The organism is Cryobacterium sp. MLB-32 (assembly GCF_000738085.1).
Classification (GTDB): domain Bacteria; phylum Actinomycetota; class Actinomycetes; order Actinomycetales; family Microbacteriaceae; genus Cryobacterium.
Genome location: NZ_JPRS01000032.1, coordinates 1 through 20,231 on the forward strand (window position 1 = coordinate 1; position 20,231 = coordinate 20,231).

General features: G+C 66.1%; 17 protein-coding genes and 1 pseudogene. 5 read left to right on the top strand and 13 right to left on the bottom strand.

Features of this window, described 5'->3' with window-relative positions:
* The first annotated feature begins 186 nt into the window (after positions 1-186).
* Positions 187-915 carry a hypothetical protein gene (locus JF66_RS05495; RefSeq protein WP_035876176.1) on the top strand — a complete coding sequence of 243 codons (729 nt, stop codon included), beginning with the start codon at positions 187-189 and terminating at the stop codon, positions 913-915.
* On the opposite strand, the gene JF66_RS25235 is transcribed toward JF66_RS05495, so the two are convergent.
* The 9 genes and pseudogenes from JF66_RS25235 to JF66_RS05535 form a co-directional block, all read right to left on the bottom strand.
* Entirely contained in the window at positions 916-1,101 is a 186-nt protein-coding gene (locus JF66_RS25235) for a hypothetical protein (protein ID WP_369797957.1), read from the bottom strand.
* Positions 1,102-1,829: pseudogene (locus JF66_RS05500) on the bottom strand (D-2-hydroxyacid dehydrogenase); the annotation flags it as partial.
* Positions 1,830-1,882: 53 nt separating this feature from the next.
* Positions 1,883-3,091, bottom strand: a complete 1,209-nt coding sequence (locus JF66_RS05505; protein WP_035876177.1) for a M20 family metallopeptidase — start codon at positions 3,089-3,091, stop codon at positions 1,883-1,885.
* Positions 3,088-4,299 carry a PLP-dependent aminotransferase family protein gene (locus JF66_RS05510; RefSeq protein ID WP_035876178.1) on the bottom strand — a complete coding sequence of 404 codons (1,212 nt, stop codon included), beginning with the start codon at positions 4,297-4,299 and terminating at the stop codon, positions 3,088-3,090. Before JF66_RS05510 ends, JF66_RS05505 begins: the two co-directional genes overlap by 4 nt.
* A complete protein-coding gene (locus JF66_RS05515) occupies positions 4,296-5,483 on the bottom strand; it encodes a M24 family metallopeptidase (RefSeq protein ID WP_035876179.1) in 1,188 nt (395 codons plus the stop codon). Before JF66_RS05515 ends, JF66_RS05510 begins: the two co-directional genes overlap by 4 nt.
* Before the next feature lie 80 nt (positions 5,484-5,563).
* Complete coding sequence (locus tag JF66_RS05520; RefSeq protein WP_197059332.1) at positions 5,564-6,259, bottom strand: GntR family transcriptional regulator; 696 nt, start codon at positions 6,257-6,259, stop codon at positions 5,564-5,566.
* Positions 6,260-6,308: 49 nt separating this feature from the next.
* Positions 6,309-7,784 carry an NAD-dependent succinate-semialdehyde dehydrogenase gene (locus tag JF66_RS05525; RefSeq protein ID WP_231556303.1) on the bottom strand — a complete coding sequence of 492 codons (1,476 nt, stop codon included), beginning with the start codon at positions 7,782-7,784 and terminating at the stop codon, positions 6,309-6,311.
* Entirely contained in the window at positions 7,781-10,714 is a 2,934-nt protein-coding gene (locus JF66_RS05530) for an FAD-binding and (Fe-S)-binding domain-containing protein (RefSeq protein WP_035876187.1), read from the bottom strand. Before JF66_RS05530 ends, JF66_RS05525 begins: the two co-directional genes overlap by 4 nt.
* Positions 10,715-10,762: 48 nt before the next feature.
* Positions 10,763-12,037 carry an aspartate aminotransferase family protein gene (locus tag JF66_RS05535; protein WP_035876180.1) on the bottom strand — a complete coding sequence of 425 codons (1,275 nt, stop codon included), beginning with the start codon at positions 12,035-12,037 and terminating at the stop codon, positions 10,763-10,765.
* A gap of 120 nt (positions 12,038-12,157) precedes the next feature.
* Here JF66_RS05535 and JF66_RS05540 point away from each other — a divergent pair, with 120 nt between their 5' ends.
* Together JF66_RS05540 and JF66_RS05545 are read left to right on the top strand one after the other, a co-directional pair.
* The gene (locus tag JF66_RS05540) at positions 12,158-13,558 is read left to right on the top strand and encodes an amidase (protein ID WP_035876181.1); all 1,401 of its coding nucleotides are present in this window, start codon (positions 12,158-12,160) and stop codon (positions 13,556-13,558) included.
* Positions 13,559-13,594: 36 nt separating this feature from the next.
* Complete coding sequence (locus tag JF66_RS05545; RefSeq protein ID WP_035876182.1) at positions 13,595-13,993, top strand: RidA family protein; 399 nt, start codon at positions 13,595-13,597, stop codon at positions 13,991-13,993.
* Positions 13,994-14,044: 51 nt separating this feature from the next.
* Here JF66_RS05545 and JF66_RS05550 read toward each other — a convergent pair whose 3' ends face one another.
* The 3 genes from JF66_RS05550 to JF66_RS05560 all read right to left on the bottom strand — a co-directional run bounded on the left by JF66_RS05550 (position 14,045) and on the right by JF66_RS05560 (position 16,965).
* Complete coding sequence (locus tag JF66_RS05550) at positions 14,045-15,043, bottom strand: adenosine deaminase (protein ID WP_035876183.1); 999 nt, start codon at positions 15,041-15,043, stop codon at positions 14,045-14,047.
* Positions 15,044-15,140: 97 nt separating this feature from the next.
* Complete coding sequence (locus tag JF66_RS05555; RefSeq protein ID WP_051973160.1) at positions 15,141-16,379, bottom strand: MFS transporter; 1,239 nt, start codon at positions 16,377-16,379, stop codon at positions 15,141-15,143.
* Between the two features lie 31 nt (positions 16,380-16,410).
* Positions 16,411-16,965, bottom strand: coding sequence for a CGNR zinc finger domain-containing protein (locus tag JF66_RS05560; RefSeq protein ID WP_081882172.1), 555 nt, complete (start codon positions 16,963-16,965; stop codon positions 16,411-16,413).
* A gap of 80 nt (positions 16,966-17,045) precedes the next feature.
* Here JF66_RS05560 and JF66_RS05565 point away from each other — a divergent pair, with 80 nt between their 5' ends.
* On the top strand, positions 17,046-18,017 hold the full coding sequence (locus tag JF66_RS05565; RefSeq protein ID WP_081882173.1) for an EamA family transporter: 972 nt from the start codon (positions 17,046-17,048) through the stop codon (positions 18,015-18,017).
* A 63-nt stretch (positions 18,018-18,080) separates the two neighbouring features.
* On the top strand, positions 18,081-18,563 hold the full coding sequence (locus tag JF66_RS05570) for an HAD domain-containing protein (RefSeq protein ID WP_035876184.1): 483 nt from the start codon (positions 18,081-18,083) through the stop codon (positions 18,561-18,563).
* A 126-nt stretch (positions 18,564-18,689) separates the two neighbouring features.
* Here the strand turns inward: JF66_RS05570 and JF66_RS05575 are convergent.
* Positions 18,690-20,231 (bottom strand): isocitrate lyase (locus JF66_RS05575; protein WP_035876191.1); only part of this gene is annotated, 1,542 nt, incomplete at its 5' end.

Below are 20,231 nucleotides of genomic sequence, written 5' to 3' on the forward strand. Positions count from 1 at the left end.
CGCGAATAGTGTCGAATCATGAGTGGTTCCGATCTCGTAGGGCCCAGGGTCGGACCTCGTGCGGTTACTCCTAGTGGCTCTTCGGTGAACCCCGTGGTGCTTGTCGAAAAACCTACCTACTCCCTGTAGGATTGTCAACAATCTTCCAAATATGACGCATAGTTCGTTACCGATCGAAGGGCAATCATGACAACTCAGACCGCAGTACCCAGCGTTGGACTCCTGTATCCGGGCGTGGGCGCCGACGACGACTTTCCTTTCCTGGAACAGTCCACATCCGGCGCCATTCGCCTGCCGCTGGTGCGTACGGCCGGCGGCGACGTCGCCCACCTGGTTGACGAGCTGTTGGCGGTCGGCGGATCAGACAACCTGCTCGCCGGTGCACGGGAGCTGGCCGGTGAGGCGCCCGATTCCATCATGTGGGCCTGCACCTCCGGAAGCTTCGTCTATGGCTGGCAGGGTGCGCACGACCAGGCGGCGGAGGTCAGCCGCGCCAGCGGCGTCCCTGCATCATCCACGTCTATCGCGTTCGCCCAGGCTTGCCGCGCGCTCTCCATCGACACGGTCGCCGTCGCCGCGAGTTATCCAGACGACCTCGCCCAGCACTTCAAGCGATTCCTGGCCGACGCCGGCATCACCGTGGTCTCGTTCCAGAGCAATGACATCGCCACGGCCGGGGAGGTCGGCCTGCTCGGCATGCCGGAGATCCTCGACATGGCTCGCGCGGCGGATCACCCCGACGCGCAGGCGATCCTGATCCCGGACACGGCCATGCACTCCCTCCGGTTCGTCAACGAGCTGGAGGCCGCCCTCGGCAAGACCGTGCTGACCGCGAACCAGGTCACCATCTGGGAAGGCCTGCGAATCGCTGACCGCACGCTGACGCTCGACTCGCTCGGCACCCTCTTCCGCTAACTATCCCCCGGGTACGAAGCCGAGCTCCTTGTCCACCACGTTGAGAAGCTCGGCTCCCGCGGTGTAACGGCCGAAATTGTCGGCAAACAGGGCCGACAACCGCTCGAGCCAACCGGCAGCGTCTCCGCTGAGGTGCGCCGAGATCAACACGGTGTCCAGCCGCCACAGCGGGCTCGTGGCGGGCAATGGCTCCGTGCTGAACACGTCGAGCGCTGCACCGGCAATGACGCCCTGGCTCAGCGCATCCGCGAGGCTCCCTCGTTGACGAGTTCGCCCCGCCCCACATTGATGAGCCGGGCACTCGGCTTCATGGCGGCCAGGACCGACGCGTCGACGAGCCCGCGGGTGGCGTCGGTCAACGGAGCGATCAGCACCACATAGTCGTGCTCGCCCACCACGGCCTCAAGGTCGGTGGAGGCATGAACCGTTCCGAAGTCGGCGTCGTCGGTTCGGGTCGTTCGTCCCACGCCCTCGATCCGCATTCCCACGGCGCGCAGCAACCGCGCCGTTTCCCGACCGATGGATCCGGTGCCCACGATCAACGCCTTGGCATTGTCGATGCGCTCGGTTTCCCGGTGCTCCCAGACGCCCTCCCTCTGGCGGCGCAGGGACCCGGGCAGATCTTTGGCCATCGCGAGGATGCTGCCGAGCACGAATTCCGCGATCGGCCGGTCAAAGATGCCGCGGGAATTTGTGACCACGACGCCCGACTGGCGCAGCCCGTCGAACAGGAGCTTGTCGACTCCGGCCGCGGCCACGTGGATCCACCTGAGGGAGTCCGCGTGCGCCCAGACGTCTTCGACGGCCGAAGAGAAGAAGTCCCACAGCAGCAAGGCGTCCGCGCCCGGAATCGCCGTGGCGAGTTCCGCGGCGCGCACATAGCGCACCTCAGCCGCGGCCTCGATCAGGGGCATGCAGTCGGGCAGGTCGTCCTTGTACAGCACGACGAGAACCGGACGTGCGACGCTCACTGGTGACCCACCAGCCGCAGGGCGAGCAGCACGTACGCGCGGGCGGCGATGCCGAGTTCGTCGATGCTGACCGACTCGTTGGGCTGGTGCGCCTGGTCGTTCAAGCCGCCCGGTCCGAGCACGATGCACGGTATCCCCACGTCTCGAGCGACGAAGCCCCCGTCACAGGCCGCACTCCACCCACCAACGGTATGTCGGCCGCCCCCGGCGTCGGCCACGGCGTCCACCGCACCGACGACGAGCGGATGCGCCGGGTCGGTGGTGAATCCGGGCATTTCCATGTCGACAACCAGACTCACAACAATCCCCTCTCCATCAATTCCGGCGCCACGGACCTTTTCCAGAAATTCGTTGGCGACCAGTTGCGCGTTTTCCTCGGGCATCAGCCGTCGATCAAGCGTCACCGCGCAGTCGGCCGCGACGACGGATGTTCCCGTGCCCCCCGTAATCGTACCTACGCTCCACGTTCCGGAGCCGAGCAACGGGTGCGGCACCGCCCCCAGGGCGGCATGGTCGGCACGCACGATTTCCAGTACGCGCGCTGCCGCGGCGATGGCATTTCGACCGTCGCCGGGTCTCCCGGAGTGAGCGGCCCGGCCGCCGACGGTGAGCGAGAGGTAGCTGTCGCCACGACACGCGATCACGGTCTGCAGGTCGGTCGGCTCGGCCACGACGCACGCCGCGAAGACGCCCCGCCGAGCGGTCGGCACATAGGCGCGAACTCCGAGGCCACGATCTTCCTCGTCAACGGTGCAGACGAGCTGCAGGGGCCCGCCGAGCCTTATTCCGGAGGCCCGAATCGCGGCCATCGCGAGCACGATGGCGGCCAAGCCACCCTTCATGTCGGTGGTTCCGCGGCCGTAGAGCCGGCCATCCCGGGCGTAGGGCTCGAACGGATCGCTGGTCCAGCCCTCACCGGCGGGCACGACGTCGGAGTGCCCAAGGAACATGAGCCCCTGGCCGGTTCCACCGCCGAGGGTGGCGACCAGGTTCTGTCGCCCGGGCGCGACCTCCGTCACCTCGACGTCGAAGCCATAGCGTTCGCAGGCTTCCCGCAGCACCGCAACGGTTGCTTCCTCCGTCGACCCGGGGTTCTCGCCGCCCGCGGCAACGAGCGAGGCCGTGAGCAGCAGGAGTTCATCGTGGTCGAGGCGGCCGAGCACATCGGTCTCCAGGGCGGAGACGCCGTCTGTGGTCGAGGTCATCGCAGCATCCGAGCACGGTCGAGTGCACGGGTGAGACGTGTCACACCCTCCTCAATCCGGTCCGGCGAGGTGGACGCGAAGCAGAGCCGCAGGGAGTCGTCATACCGGCCCGTCGAGGAGAAGGCCGGCCCGGGAATGAAGGCGACTCCCTCCGCCAAGGCCGTTTCGAAGAGGGCAGACGTCGACGTGAGGCGATCTTCTCCCTGCAGAGTCACCCAGAGGAAGAAGCCCCCGTCGGGATCGGTCATCCTGACCCGGTCTCCGAGGTGCCGCTGCAGGCTGTCGGTCATGGCGATCTTACGTTCCAGGTACTGGCTCCTGATCATCGTCAGGTGGTCGGACAGACCGCCGCGCCGAATGAATTCCGCGACCATCTGCTGCGCGGGAACGTTGGTGCAGGTGTCCATGGACTGCTTGGCATTGATGACGAGCTGACGAATCGACGGGTCGGTGTCGACCCAGCCCACACGCAGGCCCGGCGACAGGATCTTGGAGAAGGTCCGCACCGAAAAGAGCAGAGGATCTTCCGGGCTGAGGCTCTGGAAGCTGGGCAGGTCTTCCCCGGCAAAACGCAGCAGTCCGTAGGGATCGTCGTCGATGATGACCGCGTTCCACTGGTGCGCCAGCTCGAGCAGATGTTCCCGCCGCGCCGCCGACAGGGTCGTGCCGGAGGGATTCTGGAAATTCGGAATGACATAGATCGCCTTCGGCGTCTTGCCTGTGCGCCGCACGAGATCGGGCAGAGCCTCCACGATCAGGCCGTTCTCGTCAACGGGGGCCTCGAGCAGGTCGGCACCGTAGCTTGCGGCCGTCGCACTCCCGTTCGTGTATGTCGGACCTTCGATGATCACCAGGTCGTCCGGGTCGACGAAGATCTTGCAGGCCAGGTCAAGGCCCTGCATCCCGCCCGCCGTAATGGTGATCCGGTCGAGCGAGGTGGGCTCCGACGTCGTCGCGAGATAGCTCACGAGCTGCTCGAGGAGCGCGGGTTCCCCCTCGGTTGCGCCGTAAGTGAAGCTGCTGTGGTCGAGCTGGGACGCGGCGATATCGCGAAGCACCTCGAGCGGAACGGCCTCGTCCGACGGTGACCCCATCGCGAAGCGCACAATGTCATGGGTCTGCGCGGCGAGCAGGGACGTGCTGGAGTCGATGACCGAACCGGTGAGGCGCGCGGCCCGGGCCGCGTACGGAAGATTCATGACGCTCATGACAGGATTCCCGTCGTGATCAGCTGGCGCGGAAGGCTCGTAAAGGTCTCGACTCCGGTCGCGGTGACGCGCATCGGTTCGGACAGTTCATAGCCGTAGTTGTCCATCCACATGCCACCGATCAGGTGGAATGTCATATTCTCCCGCAACACGGTTTCGTCTTCCCCGCGCAGGCTGACCGTTCGCTCGCCCCAGTCGGGCGGGTAGCCGATTCCGATGGAGTAGCCGATGCGTGACGGCTTGGCGAGCCCGTGCATGGCCAGGACCCGCTCCCAGGTCGTCGCGAGATCCCGCGCCTGGACTCCCGGCCGCACCATCTCCAGCACCGCCTGGATTCCCTCCCCGACGGCGCCGGCGACCCGCTGCAGCTCGAGGGACGGCCGTCCCAGCATCACGGTGCGCGCGAGCGGCACGTGGTAGCGACGGTAAGCGCCGGCAAGCTCCACGATGACGGCCTGGCCGTCTTCAAAAGGGGCATCGGTCCAGGTGAGGTGAGGTGTGTCGGCTTCCGCGCCGGTGGGCATCATCGGCACGATGGCGGGATAATCGCCGCCGAATTCGGCGGTGCCCCGAATCTGCGCACGGCTGATTTCGGCAGCCACGTCGCACTGTCGGGACCCCACCCGTACGGATTCGAAGGCCGTCGTCATGGCGGCCGTGGCGATCTGGGCGGCCGAGCGCATGAGGTCTATCTCGGCGAGAGATTTCACCGATCGCACCCAGTTCACCAATTCGACGGAGTCGACGAAGTCCCATTCCGGGAGGGCGGCCACCAGGGCGCGGTAGGCCTTGGGCGAGAAGAAGTGCGAGTCGAGCTCAAGTCCGACCTGTTCGCCCGCGGCAGAGGCGACGACACCGAGTTCCCGAAGCATGCCGCCGACCCAGTCGAAGGGATGCACGCCGGCCCGGTGCACGAGTTCGTCGGGGTACCCGAACACGTTCTCCTGGGGCAACCAGGACGTGCGGAATGCGCCATGGGCATCCATCGTGCGGGCGAAGAGCACCAGGTCGCCCGCTGCCGGCACGAAGAGTACCTGGGCCGTATAGAAGGACCAGGCGTTGTAGCCGGTCAGGTAGTAAAGGTTGGAGGGGTCGGAGACCATCAAGGCCGAGAGCCCCTGTTGGGACATCCGCTCACGTACCCCACGAATACGCTCGCCATACTCACTGAGGGAAATGTCCATGGGTCACGCATCCTTTATTGTCGATTGTTGACAATCAGACTACATACGTGACCCCGGGTGGCGCAACCCCCGTGATCGATTCAGCCGCGGTGGGACTTGTCGGCCAGCATCGACGCGCTCAGGTCGGTGATGGCCGACCTCATGTGCTGACGGATGGCTCGGTGCAGGTTCTCGTCGTCGCCGGCCACCAGCAGGTCCACCAGGTGCTGGTGTTCCTCGGTCAACGCCGCCGGACGTGGGTACGACACCTCAAGGTTGACCATGCAGATACGGGACTCGGCGGCGAGCGTGGAGTAGATCCTCGACAGCCTCGAGTTTCCCGCGCTCTTCACGAAGGCCACGTGGAAGCTCAGGTCGACCTCGGAGAGTCGGCGCCAGTCCCCGGCGGCCACCAACGGAACCATCTCCTCGATGATGCGGGAGAGGGTCTCGGCGATCGCCGTGAGGTCGCCGCGCTTCTCCGCCAAAATTTCGGTCGCGGCGCCAAGCTCGATCGCTTCCCGCGCGGCGTAGATCTCCCTGATGTCATCGATCGTCAGGTCGAGAACGAACACTCCGCGGTTGCGATGGCTGACCAGCAGCCCCTCCTGGCTGAGCCGCTGCAGGGCTTCCCGCACCGGCCCCCGGGAGACCTGCAGCCGTTCCACGAGACTGGCCTCGCGGATCTGCTCGCCCGGGTGAAAAGACCCGTCGATGATTCGTTCGCGCAACTGATCTGCGATCAGCACCGACGTCGGTCGCCCTTCCAGCGCCGACAGGCCATCTTCACCAGCCATTGTGTCCTCTTCTTCTTGTACTTCTTCAGTGACGAGTTCGCTTCGCGACTCAGCGCGGAATCGCCAGGTATTTGTATTCCAGGTATTCATCGATGCCCAGGCGCCCGCCTTCGCGCCCCAGGCCGGACTGCTTCACTCCGCCGAAGGGGGCCGCCGGATTCGAGACCAGGCCGGTGTTGACTCCCACCATGCCCACTTCGAGGTCTTCGCCCATGCGCAGCGCACGGTCGATGTCCTGGGTGAAGACATATCCCACCAGTCCCCATTCCGTGTCGTTGGCCAGTCTGACGGCCTCGTGCTCGTCATCGAAGACAACGATGGGGGCAACCGGGCCGAATATTTCCGCACTCATCAGCGCCGAATCAGGACTGACGTCGGCGAGAACGGTGGGCTGGTAGAAGTAGCCGGAACTCTCCGGCCGGAATCCGCCAACCACAATTCTCGCACCTCTCTGTACCGCATCATCCACGAATCCCTGCACCTTGTCGAGCCCGGCCTCATCCACGAGGGGACCGATGTCGGTACCGGCAACGGCGCCGTCCCCCACGGTGAGGGCAGACATGCGGGCGGCGAGCTTCTCGGTGAATTCTGCGGCCACCGAACGGTGCACCAGGAAGCGGTTGGCCGCCGTGCAGGCTTCGCCCATATTGCGCAGTTTGGCCATCATGGCGCCGTCGACGGCGCGGTCGATGTTCGCATCGGCACAGACGATGAAGGGCGCGTTTCCGCCGAGTTCCATCGAGGATCTCATCACGTTCTCGGCGGCCTGGGTGAGCAGAATCTTGCCCACCGCGGTGGACCCGGTGAAGCTGACCTTGCGCGCAATGCCGCTGCTCATCCAGTTGCCCACCACCTCGGATGCCCGCGTGGTCGTGACGACGTTGAGCACTCCCTTCGGCAGGCCGGCTTCGTGCAGGATGTCGACCAGGGCCAGCGAGGTGAGCGGCGTTTGGGCCGCCGGCTTGAAGACGATGGTGCACCCGGCCGCGATGGCGGGTCCGATCTTGCGCGTGCCCATCGCGAGGGGAAAATTCCAGGGCGTGACGAGCACGCACGGGCCCACGGGAACACGCGTCACCACGATGCGGTTCTTGCCGTCGCCGGTGGTCGTGTAATCACCGCTGATGCGTACCGCTTCCTCCGAGAACCAGCGGAAGAACTCGGCGCCATAGGCCACCTCGCCACGGGCCTCGGCCAGGGGCTTGCCCATCTCGGCCGTCATGAGGGCCGCGAGCTCCTCCGTCCGCTCAATAATGAGGTCGTACGCGCGGCGCAGGATCTCGCTGCGGGCGCGGGGTGATGTCTTCGCCCAGTCGGACTGCGCCGCACCGGCGGCGTTGATGGCCCGTTCCGCGTCGGCGACGGATCCATCCGCGACGTGAGCGAGAATCTCGCCGGTCGCCGGGTTCTCCACCGCAAATGTCTTACCGCCCTCGGCATCAACCCACTCGTCATTGAGATAGAGGCGCGTCCTCAGTTCGGCGAGCACGGGTCGGGCCGCTATGGTCATGTCGGTCAGGGTCATGATCGTCCTTTGCTGTTGTCGAATTCGTGGGGTGCGGAGCCGTCGAGCAGCTCGGCGAGGTGCAGGGTGGTTCGGTGGGCATCCAGCTGCATGATCTGCATCTGACAGCTGAAGCCGTCGGCCAGGACCGGGGTGCCCGCATCCGTCTGCGCAAGTGCCGGAATCAGCGCCTGCTCCGCCACCTGCATGCTGATGTCGAAGTGGCTGGGTTCGAAGCCGAAGTTGCCGGCGACGCCGCAGCACCCCGTGGCCTCCCGCACGGATTGCACACCGACGGCACGCAGGGCGGCCGTTTGCGATTTCGCGCCGAACACGGAGTACTCGTGGCAGTGGGTTTGCACGGTGACCGCCGGGGGGACGGTGCCCTCCGGCCAGTTCGGCTGCCACCCGTCCTGCGTGAGCTCGGTCACCATGCCGGCAAAACTGCGGATGCGTCGCGACACTCGGCGGGCGGCATCCGTATGGATGAGCTCGGGCAGGTCCTTTTTGAAGGCCGCCGCGCAGCTGGGTTCGATCACGACGATCGGCGCATCGGAACCGTCGTCGAGCGTGGTCGCCGCACGCGCCAACAGTTTCTTGGCCTTGTCGAGCTGGCCCGTGGAGATCAGCGTCAGGCCGCAGCAGACATCGGCGTTGCACTCCACCGTCTTGCCGGCACTGCCGAGAACGCGCTGGGCGGCGCCCGCCACCTCGGGGCGAAACCCCTTGGTGAAGCTGTCGATCACGAGAACGATGTCCGACGTGCCGGCCGGCCGGGCGGCATCCGCCGTCACGAGTTCGCGGCGCAGCTGGGCTGCGCTGGCGAATTTCGGCAGCGCACGCTTGGTGGTCAGCCCCCCGAGCACGGCGACGACGCGGCGCAGGGGCGTGGACAGCACCAGGTTCAGCAGGGGAGCCACGTGCACGGTCAGCTTGAGCCAGGTCGGCAGCCAGCCGAGCGAGTAGTGCGACATCGGCCTGAGCCGGCGCCGGTAGAAATTCGAGAAGAACTCCGACTTATAGGTGGCCATGTCCACGCCCACAGGGCAGTCCGTGGAACAGGCCTTGCACGACAGGCAGAGATCGAGGGCGTCACGTACGTCTTCCGAGCGCCAGCCTTCTTCGACACTCGACGCGCCGCGCACCATGTCCTGGAGCACTCGCGAGCGTCCGCGGGTGGAGTCCTTCTCGTCTCCGGTGGCGCGGAAGCTCGGGCACATCACTCCTCCGGCATCGGAACGACAGCGGCCGATGCCCACGCACGCCTGCACCGCGTGCACGAACGGGTCGAGCCCGTGACCGGCCCGCGAGGATGTGGCCGGCGTGAGGTCGAAGCTCGTGCGCCACTCCCGCTCCGGAATCCCACTGAGGGCCAGATTGTCCATAAAGGAGTCGGGCTCCACCAGAACGCCGGGGTTCAAAATTCCGCGCGGGTCCCAGCAGCGCTTGAACCGGGCGAACGCCTCCAACATGGCCGGCGAATACATCAGCGGCAGCAGTTCGCTGCGTGCCCGACCATCTCCGTGCTCGCCGGACAGGGAGCCTCCATGCTTGACCACCAGGACTGCGGCGGCACGCATGAACGCGTTCATCACGGCCCGTCCGGCATCCGTTCGGAGGTCGAACGTGATGCGCACGTGCATGCACCCCGCGCCGAAATGCCCGTACAGAACGCCCTGCAGGTCGAACCGGCCCAGAAGGTCACGGAACTCCGCCAGGTAGGCGGCCAGATTCTCGGGCGCGACCGCGGAGTCTTCCCATCCCGGCCAGGATTCCCCCCCGGTGTGCAGGCGCGCGGAGAGTCCGGCACCGTCTTCCCGAACCCGCCACAGCGAGGCCCGCTCCTCGAGGTCGGGTACCACTCGCCCGTCCACCAGCCGGCCATTCTCGCGAAGGCGTTCCAGCAGGCGTTCCGCCGTGGCTGTCACCTCGGCCACGTTGTCGCCGTCGAGGTCGACATACAGCCACGCCCGACCGGTCGGAAGACCGAGTACGGAATCGGGTCCGCGCCGGTGGCGCATCGTGTCGACGATCGCTTCGTCGATCCCCTCAACCGCAGCCGGAGCGAATTCCAGGATCGTCATGATGTCTGTGGCCGCATCGACGACATCGTCGTAGCCCAGACTCAGGAGCAGCGCGGCGCCCGGCGTTGGCACCAGCCGCACGGTCGCGCTCACCACGATGACGCAGGTTCCCTCACTGCCCACTAGGGCTCGAGCCACGTCGAAGCCGTGTTCCGGCAACAGGTGGGAAAGGTGGAATCCGGAAACCTGCCGCGGAATGCGACCGAGTTCCAGGCGAAAATCACTCAGACTGGCGCTGACCAGGCTGCGCAGGTCCTCGGTCAGCTCCAGGGCCCTCGCCCGGGCCGGCTCATCGCCGTCAACGGTGGCCTCGAGGCCCGACCGCGTGGCGGTGAGGCGCAGCCCCTCCGCCGTCACCACGTCGAGGGAAATGACGTGGTCCGACGTGCGCCCATCCCGCACCGAGTGGTTGCCGCAGGCGTCATTGGCGATTGAACCGCCGAGGGTGGCCCTCGATTTGCTGGACGGGTCAGGCGCGAAGGTCAGCACACCGGCCGAGGCTCGCTCCACCTCCCGCTGGAACGTGCTGAGCACGACACCGGCCTCGGCCGTGGCCTGCCGGGCATCCGCATCGACGTTCAACACCGCAGCCATGTGCCGGGAGAAATCGAGCACGATACCGGGGCCGACGGCCCCGCCGGCCATCGAGGTTCCGCCACCCCGAGGAACCACCGGAACGGAACAGGTGTGGCATGTTTCCAGCACACGAGCCACCTCGGCCGCGTTGCGAGGAAAGATCACGCCGAGAGGTTCGATCCGGTAGTTCGAGGCGTCATAGGCGTACTCGGATCGTCGCCGCGAGGTGGTGTCCACCTCGATTCCGCGCGCGCGCAGTGCGACGAGCGCCCCTGCTGCTGTGTCCGCCATCGTCGCCACCACCCTTCTTCCCTTGGCTTTCGATATTCCGCTGGCTGCTTAGGCGCCCTGAGAAACGAGTTCGCGCTGGGCGACGCGCAGCGCGGCCGAGAAACGCTCGAGCCCGGTTTCAATCTCCTGAGCCGACACGACCAGCGCGGGAATCATGCGAATGACGTTGCCGGCGGACCCGCAGGTCAGCAGGAGCAGATCTTCGCCGATCGCGGCCTGCTGCACGGCGCCGGCCAGGGCGCCGTTCGGCTCGCCGGCATCCGTGACGAATTCGATGCCCTGCATGAGGCCGAGGCCACGCACATTTCCGATCAGCGGGTTATCCAGCGCCAGACTGTCAAGGCCCGCCCGCAGCTCGTCGCCCCGGAGTCGAGCGTTTTCGACGAGGTTCTCGTCCTGCACCACGGCGATCGTCGCCACGGCAGCGGCGGCCGCAACGGCATTTCCGCCGTAGGTCCCGCCCTGCGAGCCGGCCCAGCCCTTGCTCATCATGGAGCTCGACGCCGCGATGGCCGAGATCGGAAAACCGCTGGCGAGGCCCTTGGCCGTGATCAGGATGTCGGGGGTGATGCTGCTGAACTGGTGCCCCCAGAACTTGCCCGTGCGACCGAATCCGGCCTGCACTTCGTCGAGGATGAGCGCAATCCCGTGACGGTCGGCACGCTCGCGCAGTCCCTCGAGGAAGCGTGGCGGCGTGGGCAGGTACCCGCCGTCCCCGAGCACGGGTTCGATGATGAAACCGGCCGTATCCGCCGGTGACGTGACGGTCTGCAGCAGGTAGTCCAGTTCCTTGAGAGCGAAGTCGACGGCGGTCTCGATGTCCCAGCCGTAGCGAAATGCATAGGGAAAGGGCGCGATGTGCACGCCGCCCATAAGCGGGCTGAACCCGGACCGGAACTTTGTGCCGGCGGTCGTCAGGGAGGCAGCGGCCACGGTACGGCCGTGGAATCCGCCGTGGAAGGCGATGATGTTCGGGCGGCCGGTTGCCATGCGCGCGAGTCGGATCGAGGCCTCCACGGCCTCGGAACCGGAGGTGGCGTAGAAGACGCTGTCCAGGGCGGGGGGAAGCACGTCGCCGAGCTTCTCCGTGAGTTCCAGCAGGGGCTTGTGCATCACGGTCGTGTACTGCGCGTGGATGATGAGCCCGGTCTGCTCGCGGGCCGCAGCGACCACACGGGGGTGGCAGTGACCGGTGCTGGTGACACCGATTCCGCTGGTGAAGTCGAGGTAGGACGCTCCATCGGTGCCGTAGATCCAGCTGCCGAGCGCTCGTTCGACGACCACGGGCGTGGCTTGCTTCAACAGTGGGCTCAGCGTGGTCATGGGAACGTCCTCAGGTCGTGAAATAAGTAGATTGTCAACAATAGACACCATATAACCGTGCTGCGCTGGAGGCAAGGTGGATTGTTGACAATCTTCTTCTTCCGCCCCCAAACTAGGACCATGACCGACCTTGCCGATATGACCGCCACCGAACTGCTCGCTGCCTTCCGACTTAAGACGGTGTCTCCCGTCGAGGTGACGCAGGCCGCCCTGGAGCGCATTGGTCGCTTCGACGGGGCCGTCAACGCCTTCTGCCTCGTGGATGAAACCGAGGCGCTGCGGCAGGCGCGCGAGTCCGAAGCTCGCTGGCAGGCCGGCACTCCCCAGGGGGCGCTGGATGGCGTACCGACCAGCATCAAGGACCTTCTTCTGACCCGCGGCTGGCCCACCATGCGCGGGTCGCGCCTCATCAGCGACGAACAGGACCCCACGGAGGATGCACCCTCCGTGGCCCGGCTGCGTGAGGCTGGCGCCGTGCTCATCGGAAAGACCACCACGCCCGAATTCGGCTGGAAGGGTGTCACGGACAACCCGCTCACCGGCAACACCGGCAACCCCTGGGATCCCACGAAGACCAGCGGCGGGTCCAGCGGAGGATCCGCTGCCGCCGTGGCCCTCGGCATGGGTGCGCTGTCCGTCGGGACCGACGGTGGTGGATCGGTGCGCATCCCCGCGGCGTTCTCGGGGATCGTCGGCCTGAAACCGACCTACGGCGCCGTGCCCCTCTATCCCACCAGTCCTTTCGGTACGCTGGCGCACATCGGCCCCATGACGCGAACGGTAGAAGACGCGGCCCTCATGATGGACGTGCTCACCGGGTTTGACTCACGCGACTGGTCCGCTCTGGCTCAGCCGACGGCATCCTTCCAGGCCGGGCTCACATCCGGCGTCGCCGGCCTGCGCATCGGCTACAGCCGCGATCTCGGATTCGCCGACGTCGATCCCGAAGTGGCCGCATCCGTGGATGCGGCGGTCAAGGTCCTCGCGGATCTCGGCGCCATCGTCGAGGAGGTCAACCCCGGTTTCAACGACCCGATTGACGCTTATCACACGCTCTGGTTCGCGGGCGCGGGCAAGGTCATCCAAGCCTTCGACCCCGAACGCTGGGACGATCTCGACCCCGGGCTTCTCGAGGTCGCTCGCGCCGGACAGGGCTTCAGTGCGATGGACTTTTTGGCGGCCACCCAGGTACGGGCCGACCTCGGCCTCACGATGGGTGCGTTCCATGAGAAGTATGACCTGCTCGTGACACCCACCCTCCCGATGGGCGCCTTCGAGATCGGTCACGAGGTGCCCAAGGGCTCCGGACTCACCCGATGGGCGGAGTGGACGCCGTTCACGTACCCGTTCAACCTCACCCAGCAGCCCGCGGCCACCGTGCCCTGCGGCCTCACCTCCGCCGGCCTGCCGATCGGCCTGCAGATCGTTGGTCCGCGTCATGCGGACGCCCTGGTGCTTCGCGCCGCCTCCGCCTACGCGGACGCCGTCCCCTTCGGGCGGCCTCCGCTCCTCAGCGCCTGAGACCGAACACGAACACGAACACGAACAAGGACTGTCATGACCAAAACTGTGATCGATTCCACCAAAGCGCCCCGTCCGATCGGCCCCTACAGTCAGGCGGTGGTGTCGCAGGGGCAGTTCTTCAGTGCCGGCTTCGCACCGCATCACCCGGAAACCGGCGTCATGGCCGACTCGGTGGGTGACCAGACCCGACAGGTCTTGCGCAATCTTTCCGCCGTGCTCGCCGAGGCCGGTGCCACCCTCGATGACTGCGTCAAGGTCACCGTGCACCTGCAGAACCTGAAGGCCGACTTCGCCGAATACAACGAGGCCTACGCCGAGTTCTTCACGGCCCCGTTTCCCGTGCGCACGACCGTCGGATCGGACCTGCTCGACATTCTGGTCGAGATCGACGTTGTGGCCGTGATTCCCGAACGCGCGAGCGCACTGGGCTGACCCGTCCGGGCGCCGCAGCGGCGCACAGGTCGGGCGCGATCGGGCGTGGTCCTAGACCTGCGCCTCCAGCCAGCTCGAGATGTCCTCGAGCAGCGGCGCGCGCTGGGCATCCGTGAGGAACGCGGCCTGCACGGCGTTGCGTGACAGAGCCGCCATCGCAGGAGCGTCGAGCCCGAACGTCTGCTGCAGGCCGCGGAAGTTGTCGTCGAGGTAGCCGCCGAAGTAGGCCGGGTCGTCGGAGTTGATGGTCACGAGCAGTCCGCGTTCGAGCATCGACGGCAGCGGGTGATCTTCGAGCCGGTCCACAACGCGCAGCCGCACGTTGGAGAAGGGGCACACGGTGAGCGGGATCTTGTTCTCCACCAGATAGTCCACGAGCGCGTCGTCTTCCAGGCTGCGAATGCCGTGGTCGATCCGTGACACCTTCAGCAGCTGCAGCGCCTGCCAGACGTATTCCGGCGGGCCCTCCTCGCCGGCGTGCGCCACGCACTTGAGGCCGTGTTCGCGTGCCAGCGCGAAGACCTCGACGAAATCGATCGGCGGATGCCCCACCTCGGCCGAGTCGAGGCCGATCCCGACGATCGGCGCCTTGAGCGCGATCAGCTCGGTGAGCACCTCGAGGGCCTCGGCCGCCGGCCGGTCACGAATGAACGCCACGATGAGCGATGTCGAGATGCCGAACTCCGACTCGCCCTGGGCCAGCCCCTTCGACACGCCGTTGACGCAGGTCGCCAGGGCGATCCCCCGCGATGTGTGTGCCTGCGGATCCATGAAGATCTCGGCGTGCCGCACCCCGGCCGCCTGTGCGCGCCGCAGATAGGCGAGCGTGAGATCGGTGAAGTCCTGCTCGGTGACCAGCACGTCGAGGTTTGCATAATAGAGGTTGAGAAACGACTGCAGGTCGGTGAACTCGTACTGGCGGCGCAGGTCAGCGAGATCGGTATAGGGCAAGCGGATGCCGTTGCGCTCGGCCAACTCCATGATGAGTTCGGGCTCGAGCGTTCCCTCGATATGCAGGTGCAGTTCGACCTTGGGCAGGGTGGTGATCATGGAGAGGCCTTCCGGTAGAGCGGCTGCCGGCTGAATGGCCGAGCACGAATACTGCATTCGACTCTAAGCCTGCTCGCTGGGCGAAGCCCGCCTGCAGTCAGCTCACCGGGTCACAGCTCGCCCCCGGGCTGGCCTCAGCCAGGCGAAAGCGACGCCGTGCCACCAGATCCACGGTCGCGAGAACAAGTCCCGCCACGCTGAGCATCCCGAGCACGGGCACCGCGATGTCGAGGGCGGCGCCCAGCCCGAGACTCGTCACCAGCGCGCCGGCCCCGATGGCCGTCGCTGCCTGCATCAGATAGCTGAACAGGTACATCAGCGAGAGGGTTCCCCCGCGATGGCGCTCGGGCGCGGTGCGGTTGAGCAGGGTCAGCCCGCCCGTGAACGCGAAAGAGTAGCCGATGCCGCCGACGACGCACCACACCAGAAAGAGCCCGACCGAACCGGATACGGTCGTGGCCGCCATGAGTCCCAGACCGGCGAGGGACACCACGGCGCCGATCATGATGGACACGTGCGCGTGCACCCGACTGAGGAACAGCGCTGTCACGCCGATGGTGAGCGACGACACGGCCAGCAGCCCCCCGACGACAATCAGATTGGTCGTTCCCGTGAGGTCTCTGGCCATTTGTGCGCCGAGGGAGAGAAACATGGCACCAATGGAATATGCCGTGCCTACAGATACCGTGGACAGAATAAATACCCGGATCAGGCCACGGGGAAGGCGCGGAGCCTGCGGCCGCACCCGAACGCGTTCCGCGGGGCCGTCGTGCGGAGTGCGCCAGACCAGACCGAACACGAGCAGGCCCAGCACGACCAGAAGGGCGAAGCTGAGCACGAGCGGCAGCGGCGCAACCTGCACGAGAAATCCCGACGCGAAGAGGGCAAGGGTCAGCCCCGTCGAGGTTGAGACAGTGGCCATTGAGCTTGCGAAACGCGGATTGCGCGAGCCGTTGTTCTCCACGAGGGCGGCGCTGGCCGCTCCGATCGCGAATCCTGTGCCGACCCCCTGCAGGATCCGCCCGGCGAAGAGGAACCCCACATTCGGCGCTACCGCGAAGACGGCCGCCGACAGCGTGATGAGGGCCACCCCGAGCAGCATGGCGCGTCGTCGCCCGATCGCGTCGGACAGCCCACCGAAGACCAGCAGAACAACCAGCAGCGCGAGTGGGTAGGCACCGAACACCGAGGTGGTCACGACGGGCGGCAGGTTCCACGCGGCCGCATAGACCGGGTACAGCACGCTCGGTGCACCACTCGCCCAGAGGCAGAGCGCCAGAACGGCGGCGGCAGACCAAAAGGTGCCGCGTCTCCGGAACCGGACGAATTGTGTCATGAAGGCAAACTTACCGCTGGAAGCGGGAGCGCTAGCCGTCCCCCGCCTGCCGCTCGCGGAAGGCGATCATGTTCATCCGGCTGCCGCATCGGGCGCTGCAGTAGCGCTTCGAGCCATTGCGGGAAAGGTCAAGGATGAGGCCGGTGCAGGCATCCGCTTCGCAGATGCGCAGTCGCCGCATTTCATTCATGCGGATGACATCGGTGAGCGCGAGGGCTGCCTCAACACGCATGCGCTCTCCGAGGGGTGCCTCGGATGATGTGGCGTGCAGGTGCCAGTCGGATCCGTCGTGCCGCGCGAGGTACGGCAACGCCTTCGCCTGCCGAAGCATCTGATTCACCGCGGCCACGGCGTCGTCGCGGTCCAGGGTCCACACGCGCCGCACCAGGTCACGGGTCTGCCGCACGTCGCGGAGCTCCTCGTCGTCACCGTTGATGCGTCCAGAGAAGGGGTACCGCGCCACGAGCGCCCGCAGGTGGTCCAGGCCGGCCAACTCATCGTCACCGCTGCGGGAGGCGCCGGCGTCGGTATTACCGAGAGCCACGGCGAACTCGAGGGCGTCCTCGGTGTCAGGGGCAAAATGCATATTGACTCCTCACACTTTCTCTCGTAATGTTACTGCCTATAACCACAATAGACCATAACAGAGGAGCCAGCGTGAGAGTGATGTCAACGTCCGGGGGCCTGGTGTTCGCCGTCATCGCGGCGGTGTCATTTGGAACGTCGGGTGCGTTCATCAAGCCGCTCCTCGAGGCGGGCTGGTCTCCCACGGCCGCGGTCACGGCGCGAGCGCTCATCGGCGCGCTGGTGCTGGTGCCGTTCGCTCTCGTTTCCCTCCGCGGGCGATGGGCGGCCCTGTGGCGCGCACGGCGCCGTGTTCTCGTGATGGCAGCCGTGGGTGTCGCCGCAACTCAGCTCACCTACTTTGCGGCTATCCAGACCATCCCGGTGTCCACCGCCCTCCTCATCGAGCTTCTCGCCCCCCTCCTGCTCGTTGCGGTCGCCTGGGCGACCACCAAGCGGATGCCGCGGCCGCTGGTTCTTATCGGTTCCGCCCTGGCCGTGGTCGGTCTGGTGCTCGTGATCGGGCCAGGGTCGGTGCGTGCGGTCGACCCCATCGGCCTTCTGTTCGCGGCCCTGGCGATGGTCAGCTGCGCGGTCTTTTTCGTGATGGCGGCCCGTCCAAGCGACGGGCTGCCACCTGTCGCGTTCGCGGCATCCGGCCTCGTGCTCGGCGGACTCATGCTGGGGCTTCTGGGTTCCACCGGTCTGCTGCCGTTCACCGCGACATTCACCGAGGTGCCCCTCTTCGGTACGGCCCTTCCCTGGTGGGTGCCTCTGCTCATCGTGGCAGTGGTGGCCACGTCCCTCGCCTACGCCGCCGGCATCACGGCGGCCGCAACGCTGGGGTCACGGCTCGCGTCTTTCGTCGCCCTACTGGAGGTCGTCTTCGCTTCCCTCTTCGCGTGGTTATTGCTCGGCGAAAATCTCACGGCACTGCAGCTTCTCGGTGGAGCCTTGATCCTTAGCGGGATCGCGGCCGTTCGCGCCGAGGGGCCCGAGTCGATCAGTGTCGACACGGTGACGGTGACGACAGCAACCGGTCAGGTCCCGGTCGTGGCGTCCCCCTCGACCTGACTGTCCCGCGCCCGAGCTGGGTGCAACCGACGGCGCCCCACGCCCCGCGCCTAGTCTTAGATCATGACCAAGCGCACCATACTCATCCTGCTCGACGTGGACGGCGTGCTGAACCCCCGCCTCGACAACCAGCGACTGGCTCTGGATCCCGCCCGAGAAAACCTCGTGCGCGGTCTCGCCGAGCTCGGATCCGTCGTCTGGGCGACCACCTGGTCGCCCACCCATACGTTCCACCTCACGAAAGACCTGGGCCTGCCCGCAGAGACGGAGGGGATCGCCTTCCCTCGAGACATGCACGTGGACGTTCGCTCCCCTGCGCCGACTCCGAAGTTGCATTGGGTCGGTCGGTGGCTGGCACGGCAGGATGCGCCCCCCACGGCCGTCGTGTGGATCGACGACCTGCTGCGCCACGATGCCGTTGACTGGGCGGCCGCCCAGCCCTACCCGACTCTTCTGGTGCATCCCCAAGCCAGCGTCGGCCTCACCGCCGACCATCTTGCCGACGTGCGGCTTTTCGTTGACGGCCTCGCACCGGTCACACGATAAGACCAATCACAACAACACAGCCCGGCACAACAACACAGCCCGGCACAACGACGAAGCCCGGCACAACGACGAAGCCCCAGTCAGGTGACTGGGGCTTCGTCCTTCTGACGGTGAGGCAGCGTCGAGTTAGCGGCTGACCAGAGTCGGCTCTTCGAACTGGTTCATCGTGTTGTTCGTGCCGCCGGCCTTCAGCGCGGCTTCACCGGCGAAGTACTCCTTGTGGTTGTCACCCAGGTCGGACCCCGACATGTTCTGGTGCTTGACCGTGGCGATTCCCTCGCGGATCTCGCGACGCTGCACACCCTTGACGTAGGCGAGCATGCCCTGGTCGGCGAAGTAGCCCTTGGCCAGGTCGTCGGTCGAGAGTGCCGCCGTGTGGTACGTCGGCAGTGTGATGAGGTGGTGGAAGATGCCGGCCTCTGCAGAAGCATCGCGCTGGAAGGTGCGGATCTTCTCGTCGGCAATCTGGGCGAGCTCGGTCTCGTCGTAGCTCACGCTCATGAGCTTGGCACGGTCGTAGGCCGACACGTCCTTACCCTCGGCGAGCAGCGCGTCGTACGTCTGCTGGCGGAAGTTGAGCGTCCAGTTGAACGACGGGCTGTTGTTGTAGACCAGCTTGGCGTTCGGGATCACCTTGCGGACCTCGTTCATCATGCCGGCAATCTGGCCGATGTGCGGCTTCTCGGTCTCGATCCAGAGCAGGTCGGCGCCGTTCTGCAGCGACGTGATGCTGTCGAGCACGCAGCGAGCCTCGCCGGTTCCCGGGCGGAACTGGAACAGGTTGCTGGCCAGGCGCTTGGGGCGAAGCAGCTTGCCATCGCGCTTGATGATGACGTCGCCGTTGCCGAGCTCAGCCTCGGTGATCTCGTCGCAGTCAAGGAAGGAGTTGTACTGGTCTCCCAGATCGCCGGCCTGGTAGGTCACGGCGAGCTTCTGCGTCAGGCCGGCACCGAGCGAGTCGGTGCGGGAGACGATGATGCCGTTCTCGACGCCCACCTCAAGGAAGGCGTAACGCACGGCGTTGAGCTTGGCGATGAAGTCCTCGTGGGGAACGGTGACCTTGCCGTCCTGGTGGCCGCACTGCTTCTCATCCGAGACCTGGTTTTCAATCTGGATGGCGCAGGCGCCGGCCTCGATCATCTTCTTCGCAAGCAGGTAGGTGGCCTCGGGGTTTCCGAATCCAGCGTCGATGTCGGCGATGATCGGAACGACGTGGGTCTCGTAGTTGTCGACCTGGTCCTGGATCGCGGCGGCCTTGGCGACGTCGCCGGCTGCACGGGCGTTGTCGAGGTCCGTGAACAACAGGTCCAACTCGCGGGCGTCGGCCTGACGGAGGAACGTGTAGAGCTCGGCGATGAGCGCGGGAACCGCGGTCTTCTCGTGCATGGACTGGTCGGGGAGCGGGCCGAACTCGCTGCGCAGCGCGGCGATCATCCAGCCGGAGAGGTACAGGTAGCGCTTGTTGGTGGTCTTCAGGTGCTTCTTGATGGAGATCATCTTCTGCTGGCCGATGAAGCCGTGCCAGACGCCCAACGACTGGGTGTAAACGGAGGAATCGGCGTCGTACTCCGCCATGTCCTTGCGCATGATGTCCGCGGTGTACTGGGCGATGTCCAGTCCCGTCTTGAAGCGGTTCTGAGCACGCATGCGTGCGACTGATTCGGGGTT

Excerpts from the sequence above, each read along its gene's own strand:
- JF66_RS05540 (WP_035876181.1), top strand. The coding sequence starts at position 12,158 with ATGACCGACCTTGCCGATATGACCGCCACCGAACTGCTCGCTGCCTTC.
- JF66_RS05550 (WP_035876183.1), bottom strand. The coding sequence starts at position 15,043 with ATGATCACCACCCTGCCCAAGGTCGAACTGCACCTGCATATCGAGGGA.
- JF66_RS05535 (WP_035876180.1), bottom strand. The coding sequence starts at position 12,037 with ATGACCACGCTGAGCCCACTGTTGAAGCAAGCCACGCCCGTGGTCGTC.
- JF66_RS05505 (WP_035876177.1), bottom strand. The coding sequence starts at position 3,091 with ATGACCTCGACCACAGACGGCGTCTCCGCCCTGGAGACCGATGTGCTC.
- JF66_RS05555 (WP_051973160.1), bottom strand. The coding sequence starts at position 16,379 with ATGACACAATTCGTCCGGTTCCGGAGACGCGGCACCTTTTGGTCTGCC.
- JF66_RS05515 (WP_035876179.1), bottom strand. The coding sequence starts at position 5,483 with ATGGACATTTCCCTCAGTGAGTATGGCGAGCGTATTCGTGGGGTACGT.
- JF66_RS05565 (WP_081882173.1), top strand. The coding sequence starts at position 17,046 with ATGTCAACGTCCGGGGGCCTGGTGTTCGCCGTCATCGCGGCGGTGTCA.
- JF66_RS05510 (WP_035876178.1), bottom strand. The coding sequence starts at position 4,299 with ATGAGCGTCATGAATCTTCCGTACGCGGCCCGGGCCGCGCGCCTCACC.
- JF66_RS05560 (WP_081882172.1), bottom strand. The coding sequence starts at position 16,965 with ATGCATTTTGCCCCTGACACCGAGGACGCCCTCGAGTTCGCCGTGGCT.
- JF66_RS05545 (WP_035876182.1), top strand. The coding sequence starts at position 13,595 with ATGACCAAAACTGTGATCGATTCCACCAAAGCGCCCCGTCCGATCGGC.
- JF66_RS05570 (WP_035876184.1), top strand. The coding sequence starts at position 18,081 with ATGACCAAGCGCACCATACTCATCCTGCTCGACGTGGACGGCGTGCTG.
- JF66_RS05530 (WP_035876187.1), bottom strand. The coding sequence starts at position 10,714 with ATGGCGGACACAGCAGCAGGGGCGCTCGTCGCACTGCGCGCGCGCGGA.
- JF66_RS05520 (WP_197059332.1), bottom strand. The coding sequence starts at position 6,259 with ATGGCTGGTGAAGATGGCCTGTCGGCGCTGGAAGGGCGACCGACGTCG.
- JF66_RS05525 (WP_231556303.1), bottom strand. The coding sequence starts at position 7,784 with ATGACCCTGACCGACATGACCATAGCGGCCCGACCCGTGCTCGCCGAA.
- JF66_RS05495 (WP_035876176.1), top strand. The coding sequence starts at position 187 with ATGACAACTCAGACCGCAGTACCCAGCGTTGGACTCCTGTATCCGGGC.